This is a genomic window from Ensifer sp., from assembly GCF_035999135.1.
Lineage (GTDB): Bacteria > Pseudomonadota > Alphaproteobacteria > Rhizobiales > Rhizobiaceae > Ensifer.
Map to the genome: position 1 here is coordinate 1 of NZ_DASYGZ010000204.1, position 17,135 is coordinate 17,135.

General features: G+C 63.1%; 11 protein-coding genes. 5 read left to right on the forward strand and 6 right to left on the reverse strand.

Going from position 1 to position 17,135, the window contains the following annotated elements; translation table 11 throughout:
* Positions 1-272: 272 nt before the first annotated feature.
* Positions 273-1,493 carry a lytic murein transglycosylase gene (locus tag VGO12_RS26850; protein WP_327515768.1) on the forward strand — a complete coding sequence of 407 codons (1,221 nt, stop codon included), beginning with the start codon at positions 273-275 and terminating at the stop codon, positions 1,491-1,493.
* A 174-nt stretch (positions 1,494-1,667) separates the two neighbouring features.
* The gene (locus VGO12_RS26855; protein ID WP_414650787.1) at positions 1,668-2,927 is read left to right on the forward strand and encodes a DUF459 domain-containing protein; all 1,260 of its coding nucleotides are present in this window, start codon (positions 1,668-1,670) and stop codon (positions 2,925-2,927) included.
* Positions 2,928-3,000: 73 nt separating this feature from the next.
* On the opposite strand, the gene VGO12_RS26860 is transcribed toward VGO12_RS26855, so the two are convergent.
* Positions 3,001-4,458, reverse strand: coding sequence for a glutamate synthase subunit beta (locus VGO12_RS26860; protein WP_327515769.1), 1,458 nt, complete (start codon positions 4,456-4,458; stop codon positions 3,001-3,003).
* Between the two features lie 108 nt (positions 4,459-4,566).
* The gene (gltB, locus tag VGO12_RS26865; protein ID WP_414650788.1) at positions 4,567-9,291 is read right to left on the reverse strand and encodes a glutamate synthase large subunit; all 4,725 of its coding nucleotides are present in this window, start codon (positions 9,289-9,291) and stop codon (positions 4,567-4,569) included.
* A 555-nt stretch (positions 9,292-9,846) separates the two neighbouring features.
* Between gltB and VGO12_RS26870 the strand changes: the two genes are divergently transcribed.
* Positions 9,847-10,893: a low specificity L-threonine aldolase gene (locus VGO12_RS26870; protein WP_327515771.1), complete on the forward strand. Its 1,047-nt coding sequence runs from the start codon at positions 9,847-9,849 to the stop codon at positions 10,891-10,893.
* A gap of 6 nt (positions 10,894-10,899) precedes the next feature.
* On the opposite strand, the gene VGO12_RS26875 is transcribed toward VGO12_RS26870, so the two are convergent.
* Positions 10,900-11,757: a LysR substrate-binding domain-containing protein gene (locus VGO12_RS26875; protein WP_327515772.1), complete on the reverse strand. Its 858-nt coding sequence runs from the start codon at positions 11,755-11,757 to the stop codon at positions 10,900-10,902.
* A gap of 95 nt (positions 11,758-11,852) precedes the next feature.
* Between VGO12_RS26875 and VGO12_RS26880 the strand changes: the two genes are divergently transcribed.
* Entirely contained in the window at positions 11,853-12,845 is a 993-nt protein-coding gene (locus tag VGO12_RS26880) for a bile acid:sodium symporter family protein (protein ID WP_327515773.1), read from the forward strand.
* Positions 12,846-12,942: 97 nt separating this feature from the next.
* On the opposite strand, the gene VGO12_RS26885 is transcribed toward VGO12_RS26880, so the two are convergent.
* Positions 12,943-13,404, reverse strand: a complete 462-nt coding sequence (locus tag VGO12_RS26885; protein ID WP_327515774.1) for an Hsp20 family protein — start codon at positions 13,402-13,404, stop codon at positions 12,943-12,945.
* Positions 13,405-13,792: 388 nt separating this feature from the next.
* Between VGO12_RS26885 and VGO12_RS26890 the strand changes: the two genes are divergently transcribed.
* A complete protein-coding gene (locus VGO12_RS26890) occupies positions 13,793-14,758 on the forward strand; it encodes an alpha/beta hydrolase (RefSeq protein ID WP_327515775.1) in 966 nt (321 codons plus the stop codon).
* A 67-nt stretch (positions 14,759-14,825) separates the two neighbouring features.
* On the opposite strand, the gene hisN is transcribed toward VGO12_RS26890, so the two are convergent.
* Entirely contained in the window at positions 14,826-15,599 is a 774-nt protein-coding gene (gene hisN, locus VGO12_RS26895) for a histidinol-phosphatase (RefSeq protein WP_327515776.1), read from the reverse strand.
* 470 nt (positions 15,600-16,069) lie between these two features.
* Complete coding sequence (locus VGO12_RS26900; RefSeq protein WP_327515778.1) at positions 16,070-16,951, reverse strand: N-formylglutamate amidohydrolase; 882 nt, start codon at positions 16,949-16,951, stop codon at positions 16,070-16,072.
* Positions 16,952-17,135 lie beyond the last annotated feature (184 nt).

The window sequence follows — 17,135 nt, forward strand, 5'->3', positions numbered from 1 at the left end:
TGAACCGACGAAACAAATGCATATGCGAACTCCACGACCAAGGCTTGACATTTTCTGCAGCCGAAGACGCCACCACAATTTCATGGTAAAGGGTTTGTTGACCACGTTTCTGTAGATTCGTTGCAATCCGGCAATGCAACAAGCGCGGCCGGATCCGAAACAGGAGCCGCCGACGACTGCCCCCACCGTCAGGCTGGCCCCAGACTGCCACCTTGCGGAGTGATTCGGGCCATGACGGCCGAAGCCCCGCAGAGAAACGGAACCGACAGCCGATGATCAGAAACCGCAGGACGTTTTTCCGTCATATCGCAGCCGCCCTCGTCCTATCCGCTGCCACGCTCGGCACTGCGCCGGCGCGTGCCGATGCCGGATTCCAGAACTGGATCAATGAATTCTACGCGACCGCGGCCAAGGCCGGGATCTCGAAGGCGACCTATCGTCAGGCCTTTTCCGGTGTGAAGTCCCCCGATCAGACCGTGATCGAGAAGGCGAACTACCAGCCGGAATTCAAGCACAAGATTTGGGAATACATCGATTCCCGCGTGAACCCCTACACCAAGCGCGTCGGCCAGGAGATGGCCGCCAAGCACGCGCGCACGCTGAAGGCGCTGGAAAAGCACTACGGCATCGACAAGACCATTCTGCTTGCGATCTGGTCGATGGAATCCAACTACGGCGCCGTGCTGGAGAAGGACGACCGCCTGCACTATGTGCCGCGCGCACTGGCGACCCTTGCCTATGCCGACCCGAAGCGCTCGAACTACGCCAAGAAGCAGCTGATCGCAGCCTTGAAGATCCTGCAGAGCGGTGACATCACGCCGCGCGAGCTGACCGGCTCCTGGGCCGGCGCCATGGGCCACACCCAGTTCATCCCGACGAGCTATCTGCTCTACGCGGTCGACGCCGATGGAAACGGTCATCGCGATATCTGGAACTCCGTGCCGGATGCACTCGCCACCGCCGCCAACCTTCTGAAGAAGAACGGCTGGCAGTCCGGCGAGACCTGGGGCTACGAAGTCGCGCCGCCGGCAAACGCCTCGAAGTACTCCGGCCAGACCAAGACGCTCAAGGAATGGGCCTCGCTCGGTTTCGTCAGGCCGAACGGCAAGGGATTCCGCAACGGCGCAACCCGCGCCGAACTCAAGCTGCCAAGCGGCGGCGAGGGCCCGGGCTTCCTGATGACCAAGAATTTCTTCGTCATCAAGCGCTACAATGCGTCCGACAGCTACGCGCTCGGCGTCGGCCTGCTCGCCGACCAGATCGCCGGTTATCAGGGCATGCAGCAGCGCTGGCCGCGCCCGGACGGCTCGCTCGACATCAGCGAAAAGTTCGAGCTGCAGAACCGGCTGAAGGAACTCGGCTATTACAGCGGCGAGGTGGACGGCAATTTCGGCTCCGGCTCGAAGGCCGCGATCCAGGCATTCCAGTCGCAGAACGGCCTGGCGCCGGACGGACAGCCGACCCAGATGCTGCTGCGCGCCCTGCGCAACTGACACGGTTCCAACCCTACAGCGCCGCGCGTCCGCGAGGACGCGCGGCGCTGTAGGGTTTCGCAATCGCCCCATCCGTGAGACCATGTGTCGACAAGCCCGCTGCACCCCCACTGCACCCTTGCGTGCGGCGTGCCGTGCCATGACGGCGGCACATTGCCGCGCGAACAAAGAGCCATGAACACGATGACGAGCAAGCGCCGCACGCAACCGCGCCGAACGCCCCTCAGGCTTGCGACGACCTGCATCGCCGCTCTGGCGATGTTTGTCGTCAGCCTCCATGCCGGCTTTGCCGCAGCGCAGGAGCCCGTCCCGCGCCGCAATCTGTTCCAGATGCTTTTTGGCGGGCTCAGCCGCGATCGGCCGGTTTATCAAGACCGCTCCTACTTTCCCGACCAGCCGCGCCCGAAACGCCAGCGCCAGCAACAGCAGCGTCAGAAGGGCCAGGGGCAGCAGAAGCCCAAGACGAAGCTTGCCGATACCCCTGCCCCGGTGCCTGAGGTCGTGGAGAAGGCGGCCGACGCCAAGAAGGTTCTGGTCGTTGGCGATTTCATGGCCGGAAGCATCGGAGACGGTCTGAAAACGGCCTTCGAGCAGACGCCCGGCATTGCGGTGGAGACCCGTGCCAACGGTTCGTCGGGCCTGGTGCGCGAGGACTACTTCAACTGGCCGGGCACCCTTCCCGGCTATGTCGCCGAGGTGAAGCCGTCTGTCATCATCGTCAGCCTCGGCGCCAATGACCGCCAGCAGATGCAGATCGCGGATGCCAAGGAAAAGTTCCGCACCGACGCCTGGACCGAGGAATACCGCAAGCGCGTCAACGCGCTGGCAGCGCTTGCCCGCAAGGAGAAGCTGCCTGTCCTGTGGGTGGGCATGCCGCCCTTCCAGTCGGCCGCGATGACCGCCGACATGGTGACCTTCAACGGCATCTATCGCGAAGAAATCGAGAAGGTCGGAGGCCAGTTCGTCGACATCTGGGACGGCTTCGTCGACGAGGGCGGGAAATTCGTGCTGACCGGCTCCGACATCAACGGCCAGCAGGTGCGCCTGCGCGGCGCCGATGGCGTAAACCTGACCAAGGCCGGCAAGCGCAAGCTCGCCTTCTATGTCGAGAAGGACATCCGCCGGCTGCTTGGCGATGCGGCTGCCACCGACGGCAACGTGCCCGGGGCCAACGAACTCAAGGATCTGGTGGTGACCGCGCCGCTCGGCAACGAAGATATCATCAAGACCCAGCCGATCGGCCTGACCGACCCGGAACTGGATGGCGCAGGCGCCCTTCTCGGCAACGCAGCACCCGACAAGGGCACCGGCAAGAGCCCGCGCGATCTCCTGGTCGACAAGGGCGATGTCGCGGCCGCACCCGCCGGCCGCATCGACGACTTCCGCCTGTCGAAGCCCGGTACGGTGATCAGCAACCCGGTGATCCGCAACTGAACAAGCGGCAAATGCCGCGCAACAAAAAGCCCCGCATCGCTGCGGGGCTTTTTTCATGCTTGGGAGAAAGGCATTACCGCGGCAGAGTCGTGGAGCCCATCAGCGCTTCGTCGATCGCGCGCGCCGCCTGGCGGCCTTCGCGGATCGCCCAGACGACGAGCGACTGGCCGCGACGCACGTCGCCGGCAGTCCAGAGCTTCTCCACCGAGGTCTTGTAGTCGCGCTCGTTGGCAACGACGTTGGTCGAGCCACGGCGATCGGTGTTGAGCGTCAGCTTGCCGTCGAGGTCCTTCAGGACGCTGTTGGTGAAGGGGCCGCTAAAGCCGATGGCGATGAAGGCGAGGTCCGCCTTGATGATGAACTCGGTGCCTGCGACCGGCTTGCGGCGGTCATCCACCTGGCAGCACTTGACGCCGATGAGGTTGCCGTCCTCGTCGCCGACGAACTCCAGGGTCGCAACCTGGAACTCGCGGATGGCGCCTTCGGCCTGGCTGGAGGAGGTGCGCATCTTCGTCGCCCAGAACGGCCAGACGGCGAGCTTGTCCTCCTTTTCCGGCGGCTGCGGACGGATGTCGAGCTGGGTCACCTTGACAGCACCCTGGCGGAAGGCGGTGCCGACGCAGTCGGATGCGGTGTCACCGCCGCCGACGACGACGATGTGCTTGCCGCCGGCAAGGATCGGCTGCGACGGCCAGCCAACGCTGTCGATGTTCTCGCGGCCGACGCGGCGGTTCTGCTGGACGAGATAGGGCATGGCGTCATGAACGCCGGCAAACTCGACACCGGGGATGCCGGCGTCGCGCGGCGTTTCCGAGCCGCCACAGTAAAGAACGGCATCGTGGTCGTCGAGAAGGCGCTGCATCGGCATGTCGACGCCGACATTGATGCCGCAATGGAAGGTCACGCCTTCGCCCTTCATCTGATCGACACGGCGGTCGATGAAGTTTTTCTCCATCTTGAAGTCCGGGATACCGTAGCGCAGAAGGCCGCCGGGCTTGGTTTCGCGCTCGTAGACATGAACTTCGTGGCCGGCGCGGGCCATCTGCTGGGCAGCCGCCATGCCGGCGGGGCCGGAGCCGATGACCGCGACCTTCTTGCCGGTCTTGGTGACGGCCGGCTGCGGCACGATGTAGCCCATCTCATAGGCCTTGTCGGCGATCGCCTGCTCGACCGTCTTGATCGCCACCGGCGTATCTTCGAGGTTCAGCGTGCAGGCCTCCTCGCACGGCGCCGGGCAGACGCGGCCGGTAAATTCCGGGAAGTTGTTGGTCGAATGCAGGTTGCGGATCGCCTCGTCCCAGTTGCCGTTGTAGACGAGATCGTTCCAGTCCGGGATCTGGTTGTGGACCGGGCAGCCGGTCGGGCCATGGCAATAGGGGATGCCACAGTCCATGCAGCGCGCGGCCTGCTTCTGCACTTCCGGTTCTGACATCGGAATGGTGAATTCGCGAAAATGGCGGATGCGATCAGACGCCGGCTGGTACTTTGCCACTTGCCGGTCGATCTCGAGAAATCCAGTTACCTTACCCATCGTACTATCCTGAAAGCTTTGCGTCTGAACAGGCGCCTTTGACAAGCGCGCGTGAGGGACCCCCGAACCAGTCTTCGATGAACCGGGAGCCTTGGTCACCGGGGCCTCCTATTCGGCCGCCTCTGCCATTTTCATGCGTTCCATATCCTCGAGCGCACGACGGTACTCGACCGGCATGACCTTGCGGAATTTCGGCCGGAAATCCGTCCAGTGATCGAGGATCTCCTTCGCACGGGGCGAGCCCGTGTGGTGAAGGTGGTTGGATATCAGCTGATAGAGCCGCTCCTCGTCGTGGCGCGTCATGTCGCCGGAGACGTCCACCATGCCCTTGTGCATGATGTCGCCGCCGTGGTGGTGCAGCTTCTCCAGCATGTCGTCCTCTTCCGGAACCGGCTGCAGCTCGACCATCGCCATGTTGCAGCGACGGGCGAAATCGCCCTCCTCGTCGAGCACATAGGCGACACCGCCCGACATGCCGGCCGCAAAGTTGCGGCCCGTTCCGCCGAGCACGACGACGACGCCGCCGGTCATGTATTCGCAGCCGTGGTCGCCCACGCCCTCGACGACGGCCACCGCGCCGGAGTTGCGAACGGCGAAGCGCTCGCCGGCGACGCCGTTGAAATAGCACTCGCCCGAGATCGCGCCGTAAAGCACGGTGTTGCCGACGATGATCGACTGCTCGGGAACGATCGTCGCGTTTTCCGGCGGACGAACGATGATCCGGCCGCCCGACAGACCCTTGCCGACATAGTCGTTGCCGTCGCCCACGAGGTCGAAGGTGATGCCGCGGGCGAGGAATGCCGCAAACGACTGGCCGGCCGTGCCCCTGAGGGTCACGTGAACCGTGTCGTCCTTCAGGCCCTTGTGACCCCAACGCTTGGCAAGGGCGCCCGACAGCATCGCGCCGGCCGAGCGGTCGACGTTCTTGATCTCGGCTTCGATCTTCACCGGAGCCTTGGTTTCAAGCGCAACCTTGGCTTCCGCGATCAGCTTGCGGTCGAGGACGTCGTCGATCGGATGCTTCTGGCGCGTGGTCCAATGGGTCTCTTCCTTCAGAGCCTCCACCTTGTGGAAGATCTTCGAGAAATCGAGGCCGTTGGCCTTCCAGTGGGCAAGCGCGCTGTCCTTTTCGAGCAGTTCGGACGCGCCGACAATATCGTTGAGCTTGCTGAAACCGAGCGAGGCGAGGATCTCTCGTACCTCTTCGGCTACGAAGAAGAAGTAGTTGATGACGTGCTCGGCCGTGCCCTTGAAGCGCTTGCGCAGCACCGGATCCTGGGTGGCGACACCGACGGGACAGGTGTTGAGGTGGCACTTGCGCATCATGATGCAGCCGGCAGCGATCAGCGGGGCGGTCGCAAAGCCGAACTCGTCGGCGCCGAGAAGCGCACCGATGATGACGTCGCGACCGGTCTTCAGGCCGCCGTCGACCTGGAGCGCGACGCGCGAACGCAGGCCGTTCAGCACCAGCGTCTGCTGGGTCTCGGCAAGGCCGATTTCCCAGGGGCTGCCAGCATGCTTCAGCGAGGTCAGCGGCGAGGCGCCGGTGCCGCCGTCGAAGCCGGCAACGGTGATATGGTCGGCACGCGCCTTGGCGACGCCGGCGGCAACCGTGCCGACGCCGACTTCCGAGACGAGCTTGACCGAGACGTCGGCTTCCGGATTGACGTTCTTCAGATCGTAGATCAGCTGCGCCAGGTCTTCGATCGAGTAGATGTCGTGGTGCGGCGGCGGCGAGATCAGGCCGACGCCCGGCGTCGAGTGACGGGTCTTGGCGACCGTCGCATCGACCTTGTGACCGGGCAGCTGGCCGCCCTCGCCGGGCTTGGCACCTTGCGCCACCTTGATCTGCAGCATGTCGGCGTTGACCAGATACTCGGTGGTCACGCCGAAGCGGCCGGACGCGATCTGCTTGATCGCCGAACGCTCGGGATTCGTCGAACCGTCCGGCAGCGGCAGGTAGCGGTCGCTTTCCTCGCCGCCCTCGCCGGTGTTCGACTTGCCGCCGATCCGGTTCATGGCGATGGCCAGCGTCGTGTGCGCCTCGCGGCTGATCGAGCCGAAGGACATCGCGCCGGTCGAGAAGCGCTTGACGATATCGGCAGCCGGTTCGACCTCGTCAAGCGAGATCGGCTTGCGGCCAAGGGCTTCCGCGCTCTTGACCGTGAAGAGGCCGCGGATCGTGTTCATGCGCAGCGCCGAGTTGTTCACCATCTCGGCGAATTCGCGGTAACGGTCCTGAGCATTGCCGCGCACGGCGTGCTGCAGCGAGGCGATTGCGTCGGGCGTCCAGGCGTGGCTTTCGCCGCGCATGCGGAAGGCATATTCGCCGCCGATGTCGAGCGTGTTGGCCAGAACCGGATCGGCGCCGAAGGCCGCCTTGTGGCGGGCAACCGTCTCGGCGGCAATTTCTTCGAGGCCGATGCCTTCGATCGTCGTCGCCGTGCCGAAGAAGAACTGGTCGACGAGCTTCGACGACAGACCGACGGCGTCGAAGATCTGCGCGCCGCAATAGGACTGGTAGGTCGAGATGCCCATCTTGGACATGACCTTGAGGATGCCCTTACCCACGGCCTTGATGTAGCGGTAGACGACTTCGCTGCCGTCGACTTCCTTGGGGAAGTCGCCGCGCTTGTGCATGTCGGTCAGGGTGTCGAAGGCGAGATAGGGATTGATCGCCTCAGCGCCGTAGCCGGCGAGCAGGCAGAAGTGATGCACCTCGCGCGGTTCGCCGGATTCGAGCACGATGCCGACCGAGGTGCGCAGACCCTTGCGGATCAGGTGGTGGTGCACGGCGGCGGTTGCGAGCAGCGCGGGAATAGCCACGCGGTCCGGGCCGACCTGGCGGTCCGAAAGCACGATGATGTTGTAGCCGCCCTTCACCGCCGCTTCCGCGCGCTCGCAGAGACGGTCGAGCATTTCCGGCATGCCTTCGGCGCCGCGCGAAATGTCGTAGGTGAAGTCGAGCGTCTTGGTGTCGAAGCGATCCTCGGTGTGGCCGATCGAGCGGATCTTTTCGAGATCGCCGTTGGTCAGGATCGGCTGGCGCACTTCCAGCCGCTTGGCGTGCGCCATGCCCTCGTGGTCGAGGATGTTCGGGCGCGGACCGATGAACGAGACGAGGCTCATCACCAGCTCTTCGCGGATCGGATCGATCGGCGGGTTGGTGACCTGCGCGAAGTTCTGCTTGAAATAGGTATAGAGCAGCTTGCGCTTGTCCGACATCGCCGAGATCGGCGTATCGGTGCCCATCGAGCCGATCGCTTCCTGACCGGTCGTCGCCATCGGCGACATCAGGATCTTGGTGTCTTCGAGCGTGTAGCCGAAGGCCTGTTGGCGATCGATCAGCGAGACGTCGCGGCGAAGCGCGCGCGGCTCGACCGGCTTCAGTTCTTCGAGGATGAGCTGGGTGTCTTCAAGCCACTTGCTGTAGGGATGCTTCTGGGCAAGCGACGACTTCACCTCCTCGTCGGAGATGATGCGGCCCTGCTCCATGTCGATGAGAAGCATCTTGCCCGGCTGCAGGCGCCACTTCTTGACGATTTTGCTCTCATCGACCGGAAGCACGCCGGCTTCCGAAGCGAGGATCACCCGATCGTCTGACGTGACGATGTAGCGGGCCGGACGCAGGCCGTTGCGGTCGAGCGTCGCGCCGATCTGGCGGCCGTCGGTAAAGGCAACGGCGGCCGGGCCGTCCCACGGCTCCATCAGGGCGGCGTGATATTCGTAGAACGCCTTGCGCTCGGGCGACATCAGCTGGTTGCCAGCCCACGCCTCCGGGATCAGCATCATGACGGCGTGCGACAGCGAGTAGCCGCCCTGGACGAGAAACTCGAGCGCGTTGTCGAAGCAGGCGGTGTCCGACTGCCCCTCATAGGAGATCGGCCAGAGCTTGGAGATGTCGTCGCCGAAGAGCGGCGAGGACACCGACGCCTGGCGCGCCGCCATCCAGTTGACGTTGCCGCGCAGCGTGTTGATTTCGCCGTTATGCGCGACCATCCGGTAGGGGTGGGCAAGCTTCCACGACGGGAAGGTGTTGGTCGAGAAGCGTTGGTGCACGAGCGCCACGGCACTTTCGAACCGCGGGTCGGCCAGGTCCTTGTAATAGGCGCCAACCTGGTAGGCGAGGAACATGCCCTTGTAGACGATCGTCGAGGACGACAGCGACACGGGGTAGAAGTTGCTCTCCTCGCCCTTGTATTCATCATAGATGCGGTTGGAGATCACCTTGCGCAGCGTGAAGAGGCGGCGCTCGAACTCCGGATTGGTGGCAGCATCACGGCCTGCGCCGACGAAGATCTGCACATGGCGCGGCTCGGTCGCGGCAATCTCGGGCGCCTTCGACAGAGATGAATTGTCGACCGGCACGTCACGGTAGCCGATGAGCACCTGGCCCTCTTCGGTGACGACGTCCTTGATCACCTGCTTGAAGTGTTCAACCAGCGCATCGTCCTGCGGCATGAAGATGTGACCGACGGCATATTCGCCGGCCTTCGGCAGGGTGATGCCTTGCTTTGCCATCTCCTCGCGGAAGAAGCGGTCGGGGATCTGCACGAGGATGCCCGCGCCGTCGCCCATCAGCGGGTCGGCGCCGACGGCACCGCGGTGCGTCAGGTTTTCGAGCATGAAGAGGCCGTCGCGCACGATCTGGTGCGACTTCTGACCCTTCATATGCGCGACGAAGCCGACGCCGCAGGCGTCATGTTCATTGCGCGGATCGTAGAGACCCTGTTTTCGCGGCAGGCCAGTCGGGAATGCGGGCGTTTTTTCAGCCGTCGCAACGCTATGTGCGAGGTTGAGCCCAGATTGCTGTGATGGCGAATGATCCGTCATCGTTTTCCCTCCTGTTGAACCCTGCGACCGCCGGGCATGGTACCGCCCGCGCATGGCTCTTCGTTGCGTGCAAAGGCACGCCAAAAAGCCGGGGCACTCATCGTCTCATGATCCTGATCAGGTCGCAAATAAGCACGGCATCATCAGGCACTGATGTCTGCGACCATCCTGACGGCAGGCGATAACAACCGGATGAAATCCGGTGAATCCCCCTGCTTCGCACGCCGCCTGCCAATTTTTTAGGCACTCGCGGCGATTGTTCCGGTCCCTAGACCGAAATAGGACAGCAAACCTGTCCTATTTCATGTGCTCTATGCCAGAAACCACCCCCCTCCGCAAGAGGCATATCAGCAAATAATAGAGAAGATTTTGCCGAACATTACCGGAAGTTTCCGGCTTTTATAATTTAATTTCGGCTTATCGGCGTTTTCTTCCTTTTGGTTTCAAACTGGTCGCCTGTTGGCCTTCTCGCCTCAAACCGCGATTGATCCGGTCAAGAACTCGGTTAAGGTCGGTTAGACCCGTCGAAATGACGGTAAAACAGAGTGAGAAGTGATGATTTTTTCGTCTGACAACTGGGCCGGAGCCCATCCAGCCATCGCCGAAAGCCTCATGACGCATGCCGGCGGCTATGCGTCCGCCTACGGCACCAGCGAACTTGACCGGAAGGTGGAAAAGAAGTTCGCGGAGATCTTCGAGAGAGACGTCGCCGTCTTCTTCGTCGCCACCGGAACGGCAGCCAATTCGCTGTCGCTTGCCAGCGCCAACCGCGCCGGCGGGATCGCCTTCGGTCATCGCGAAGCGCATGTCATTGCCGATGAATGCGGCGCACCGGAATTCTTCGCGCACGGCTCGAGACTGAGGCCTGTCGACGGACCGCGCGGCAAGATGGACGCGGCACGGCTCGAAGTCGAGATCCGCCGCTTCCCGCTCGACAATGTCCATGGTGGCCAGCCAGCGGCGGTGACCCTGACGCAGGCGACGGAAAGCGGTACGGTCTATTCTCTGGCCGAGATCGACGCGATCGCGACGGTGGCCAAGGCGCACAAGCTGCCAGTCCACATGGACGGCGCGCGTTTCGCCAACGCGCTCGTCGGCCTTGGCGCGACACCCGCCGAAATGACCTGGAAGCGCGGCGTCGACCTCGTTTCGTTCGGCGGCACCAAGAACGGCTGCTGGTGCGCCGAGGCGCTGGTGCTTTTCGACCTTTCCAAGGCGCATGAGATGCACTTCCTCAGGAAGCGCGCAGCACAGCTCTTCTCCAAGTCGCGGTTCATTGCCGCCCAGTTCGACGCCTATCTCGCTGGCGACCTCTGGCTGAACCTTGCCCGGCATGCCAACGCCATGGCCGCGCGCCTGGCCGAAGGCATCGCGGCATCGGCCACAAGCCGGCTTGCCTGGCAGCCAGACGCCAACGAGGTCTTCGCAATCATCAGGAAAGACGTGGCGGCGAAGCTGCGCCAGCAGGGCGCGGTCTTTTACGACTGGCCGGTGCCGCACGACCTTGAGGGCAGCCTTGCCGGAGACGAAGGCCTCTATCGTCTGGTCACCAGCTTTGCGACGAAGGCCGACGACGTCGACCGGTTCACCGCGGGCTGCTGAGCACGGTCAGGCCTGCGCCTGCACCGTCCTTAAGTTGGCAAGAATCTCGACCGAAAGCGCCGCACTCAGCTTTCGGTCGACACCCTTGCTTGGCACCAGTACGAATTCCACGTCTTCGAGCGGCGGCAAGGCGCCCGGCGGTATTTCCTTCAGCCCCTGCGGCGCCATGCTGCGCGGCTGCACCAGCACGCCCATGCCGGCCCGGGCAGCGGCCGTCAGGCCGCTGAGGCTGCCACAGGTGCACACGATCCGCCACGGCAGACGGTGCCGATCGAGCACTTCGAGCGCGACGCTGCGGGTGATGCTCGGCGGCGGGAAGGCGATCAGCGGCAGCACCTTGTCGCGCTTGATCCTTTCCGGGTCGCGCGCCAGCCATACGAGCGGCTCGCGATAGACCAGTTCGCCCCTGATATCGCCGAGCCTGCGCTTGGCGAGCACGAGATCGATCTCGCCATTGTCCTGCATCTGATAGAGTACGCCGCTCAGCGCGACTGTGAGTTCGAGGTCGACCGACGGATGGGCACGGACGAAATCTTCGAGCACCGCCGGCAGCCGGCTCATGACGAAATCCTCCGAAACCCCGAGACGCAGCCGGCCGCGCAGGCTGCTTTCGGCAAACAGCGCCCTGACCTCGCCGTCGATCGCCAGCATCGAACGGGCATGGGAAAGCAGCGCCTGGCCATCGGCCGTGAGCGACACTCGGTGCGTGTCGCGCGCAACCAGCGTACGTCCGAGCGAAGCCTCAAGCCTTTGAATGTGCTGGCTGACCGTCGATTGCCCGAGCGACAGTTTTTCCGCCGCGAGCGTGAAACTGCCCATCTGCTCCAGGGCAACGAAGCTGCGCAACTGCACGAGGTCCAACATATTCCATCTCATTTCGTGATAACTGTTATTCCTTGCATCCTGCTTCATAATGAGAGATCCGGGCAAGAGATTTGATAACGAGCCAGTGACCAGCCATGCGCCGCTACCTTCCCGACACGTTCACGATGCTGCTTCTCGCGACGGTGCTCTTCGCGTCCGTTGTGCCGATCTACGGGGACGCAGCCGTCTGGTTCGGCATGGCGACGAAAGTGGCTGTCGGCATGGTCTTCTTCCTGCACGGCGCGCGGCTGTCGCGTGACGTCGTGATCGCCGGTATCCTGCACTGGCGCCTGCACCTGACGATCCTGGCCGCGACCTTCGTGCTTTTCCCGCTGATCGGCCTTGCGATCGGCTTCGTGCCGGACTCGATCCTCCCGCAGTCGCTGTACACCGGCCTGCTTTTCCTGTGCGTGCTGCCGTCGACCGTACAGTCGTCGATCGCCTTTACCTCGATGGCCGGCGGCAACGTGCCGGCAGCGATCTGCTCGGCGTCGGCTTCCAACATTTTCGGCATGTTCCTGACGCCGCTTCTGGTCGGGCTGCTGTTTTCCGCCGGCGGCCACGGCACCGTGACGCTCGACGCGGTGAAGCAGATCCTGCTGCAGCTGCTTGCGCCCTTCATCATCGGCCAGATGCTCCAGCCCTTCATCGGCAACTGGATCCGCGCACGCAAGGGGCTGCTTGCCCCGGTCGATCGCGGCTCGATCCTGATGGTGGTCTATCTCGCCTTCAGCCAGGCGGTCACCTCGGGTCTCTGGCAGACCTTCTCACTGACCGACCTCGGTGTGCTCGTGGTGATCGAAATCGTCGTGCTCGCGGTCGTCTTGGCCGTTACCATGTATGGCAGCCGCCTTCTCGGCTTCGACAAGGCCGACGAAATCGCCATCACCTTCTGCGGCTCGAAGAAGAGCCTTGCGAGCGGCGTTCCGATGGCAAGCGCGATCTTCGCCGGCCAGAACATCGGTGCGATCGTGCTGCCGGTGATGCTGTTCCACCAGATCCAGCTGATGGCCTGCGCCGTGATCGCCCAGCGCTATGCGGCAAAGAAAGCAGCAGCCTCCGCCGTGGCCCTACCGGCGCAGTCCTGATGCAGCAAAAGAACATCCTGACCAACAAAAAACGGCGTCCCCTTGGGGACGCCGCTCTTTGTGGGAGGCCTGTTCGTGCCCTGACCGGGCATGGTGATTAGAGGCTCTGGGCCTCGATCTGCTTGGCTTGCGCGGCAACCGACGCGATCTCGATCCGGCGCGGCTTGGCGGCTTCCGGGATTTCGCGGGTAAGGTCGATGTGCAACAGGCCGTTCTTCAGCGAAGCGGCCTTGATCTCCACGTGGTCGGCAAGCTGGAAGCGGCGCTCGAACGCGCGCTTGGCAATGCCGCGATGGAGAAACTGGCTTTCTTCACCCTTTTCCTCAGCCTTTTCGCCCTTGACGGTCAGCGTGTGCTCACGTGCTTCGATCGAGAGTTCGCTTTCATCAAAGCCAGCGACGGCCATGGTGATGCGATAGGCGTTTTCGCCGGTGCGCTCGATATTGTAGGGCGGATAGGTCTGCGCTTCCCCCGGCTGGCCGAGGCTGTCAAGCATCGTGAACAGGCGGTCGAAACCAACGGTGGAACGGTAAAGGGGCGAGAAATCGAAATGACGCATGGTGTCCTCCTGGGAGCAACTGTTTGCGATGTCTAGTCGGCCACCCCATTCTGGCAGTGGCAGGACCGGTGAACGGACCCGTCGTCGGCGTCCGTGACCCTGATTTGGGGAGGCCGTTTCGCGACTTCAAGACGTGACCGCCGACGATTTTTCTCCGTGAACCCGACATGAACGACCGCTTCTGCTGTCGTTCAGCCGGGCAGGACTAAAACTCGAATCCTGGGCGGCAATGCCCGGGCTGAAGTGACATGTCCCTTCCCCTTCAGCGGCCGGAAACGGTGATCGTCCGGATTTCACCCACCGTTTCCGGCTTTTTTCTTTGACGGCCGACACCCCGCCGCCTATCCCTGATGAAACCGATCAACGCGCATTTTCCGGTTTCGCTCCAATGACCTCGATCCTCCACGCTTCACCGGACAATCCGATCCCGGACAATCATGTGGCGGGCTTTTTCGACGGCGTGGGTGGCCGCAAGATCCGCTACGCGATCTTCAAGACGAAACAGCCGATGGCGCGCGGCACGGTGGTCCTTTTGCAGGGCCGCAACGAATCGATCGAGAAATATTTCGAGACGATCGCGGATCTGACCGCCGCGGGTCTCTGGGTGGCGACCTTCGACTGGCGCAGTCAGGCGGGTTCCGAGCGGCTCTTGCCGCACGCCGGACGCGGCTACGTCGATCATTTCACCGACTATGAGCGGGACCTTAGCACGTTCCTCGAGCAGATCGTTTTGCCCGACACCCGCCTGCCATTTTCGATCGTTGCCCATTCGATGGGCGCGCTCGTCGCGCTATCGCTGGCGCCGACGCTTTCGAGCCGCATCGACCGGCTGGTGGTGCTGGCGCCTTTCGTCGGGCTTGGCGGCCAGGCGCTCGGCGAAAAGAGCATCGCAATCGTCGCAACCCTGATGCGTTGCGTCGGCCTCGGCGCCCTGCCGGCCCATCCCGACAAGGGCAACCGCCCGTTTGAAAAAAATGTGCTGACCGCGGACAGGCGAAGATACCAGCGCAACATCGCGCTGACGGATGCCTATCCGCAACTGCGGCTCGGCCCGCCGACGGCCCGTTGGCTGCGCGAAGCCTTCCGCGCCATTCGCCGCGTCATTCGCCGCGAGCATCTGACGCGCATCACGCTGCCGACGATCATCCTGGCGCCGACGGCGGACCGCCTGGTGCCGCACGCATCCGTCGAGTGGCTGGCCCGCAACTTCCGCGCCGCGCAGATGATCCCGATCGACGGCGCGCGCCACGAACTGCTGCATGAAGCCGATCGCTACCGCGCGCAGGCAATGGCCGCGATCCTCGCCTTCATCATTCCGGAAGAAAGCGACGGGCGCGAAACGACCGCCGCCTGATTGCGCGGACACAGCCCGCGGTCGCGCAAGGCAAATCGACAGGCGCAAGCCCCTCGAGCAGGCCGGCTCAGCCGTTCAGGATTTCGAGCGCCTGGGCGTGCAGTTCGGCGCTGCCGGCCGCGATCACCTCGCCGCCCATTTCCGCCGGCCCACCCTGCCAGTTGGTGATGATGCCGCCCGCCTGCTCGATCAGCGGGATCAGGCCGCCGACATCGTAGGGCTTCAGCCCACACTCGATCACCAGGTCGATGTGACCGGCCGCCAAAAGCGCGAACGCGTAGCAATCGCAACCGTAGCGGAACAGGCGGACCTTGCTCTGAACCGCCTCGTACCGGCTCTTGAGCGCGCCGGTGTAGAGATGCGGCGACGTGGTGAACAGCACGGCGTCCGAAAGCGACGCACAGGCCCTGGTCGAAATCACCTTTTCGCCGTCAGGTCCGCGGTAGATCGCCTTTTCGCCATCGGCGAGATAACGCTCGCCGGTAAACGGCTGGTCCATCATGCCCATGACCGCGTCGCCGTTGCGGTAAAGGCCCACCAGCGTCCCCCAGACCGGGAGGCCGGAGATGAAGGCGCGGGTGCCGTCGATCGGATCGATGACCCAGACATGTTCTCGGTCGAGCCCGACATTGCCATGCTCTTCGCCAAGAATGCCGTGATCCGGGAAATGCGCCTCGATCAGCGCGCGGATTGCCGCTTCCGCCGACTGGTCGGCTTCGGTCACCGGGTCGAAACCGCCTTCGAGCTTGTTGACGACGTTGGTGCCGATACGAAAGCGCGGCAGCGTTTCCGCCTTGGCGGCTTCGGCAAGACGATCGAAGAAGGCGCGGTCGGGCAACATGGCTCTCTCTCAAGGAAGGATGCGGAGGGTTCAACCTGAATAGACGAAAATCGTGGAAAGGCAACGACCTGCCCGTCCGCCAGGCATCCACCGACCGTCTCGTGCCATCGTGCTGCGACGCAGTGACCTGCTCGTTCGCCAAGTCTTAACGGGCGGCATTCGCCCGCCAACTTGTAGTTTCGGGCACCTAAATCGTTTCAAGTAGTGCTTGCGAGTGAAATTTCTTTGATGCGGCGCAAAACTTTTCAGCGCCACAACTTGACATTTGTGCAGTGCAATATTATGGTTTTCGTACAGTCACCTGTGACTGTAAATACCCTCCTTGGGTGTTTCCTCCCTAGACTTGACCGCGCCGATGGCGCGGTTTTTTTTGAAGCTCCCCCACATCATTATGGACGTGTCTGAAGCTCCCGCCGGGCGTCGTTTCGCAGCGATTTGCGACGGTCAGGGATGCGGCACTTCTGCAAGGACTATTCGGCCGCCAGCGGCATATAGGCGCCATAGTCCTCGACGTGGCGGGCAAGCGCGGCGACGAAGGTCGTCAGATCCGCCACGAGCGCGCCGAAGCCCGGCTTTCTGACCAGCGTCGTCTCGTCGACATAGAGCGCCCGGTTGATCTCGATCTGCAGCGCGTGCAGCCCGCGCGTCGGCCGGCCGTAGTGCTCGGTGATGAAACCGCCGGCATAGGGTTTGTTGCGCACCACGCTGTAGCCGAGCTGCTGCAACAGGTCGACGGCGGCGCGCGAGAGCTCGCCGGCGGCACTGGTTCCATAGCGATCGCCGATGATGAAATCCGGCCGCTGGCCGCTGCCGGGCAGATGCACATTGCCCGGCATCGAATGGCAATCGATCAGCACCGACATGCCGAACTGGACATGGGTGCGTGCAATCAGTTTGCGCAAGGTGGCATGGTAGGGCTTGTAGATCGTCTCGATCCGCGTCAGCGCATCCTCGACAGGCAAGCGTTGGCGATAGATTTCCATGTTCTCGGCGACGAGACGCGGGATCGTGCCAAGCCCACCGGCGACACGCATCGAGCTGATATTGGCATGCGGCGGCAACGGGCCTTCGAACATGCGCGGATCCAGTTCGTAAGGCTCGCGGTTGACGTCGAGGAAGGCGCGGGGGAAATGTGCCAGAAGCATCGGCGCGCCGAGGAACGTCGCGTTCTGAAACAGCTCGTCGACATAGTGATCTTCCGACCGGCGTATGGAAAGCGCGTCGAGGCGGGACTGATCGAGAAAACTCTGGGGATAGTACCGGCCGCTATGCGGCGAGTTGAACACAAAGGGAATGCGCTGGATCGGAGGTTCCAGGACCTCGAACAGTTCCCTCTCCGCTATTTCCCCCATCTGAACCCTTTTTTACCATATGCCGTACTTGCAATTGTCATCATGTTGCCAGTTGGCCCGCTCTGTGTCCATAGTGGCCCATCACAGCATCCCGGGGAATTGACGTCCCGCGTTCACGAGATATTTACCGCGTTGCGGTTTGGATAAAACGCCGCAATCTACGCGCAATGAACTGAATTAAAGA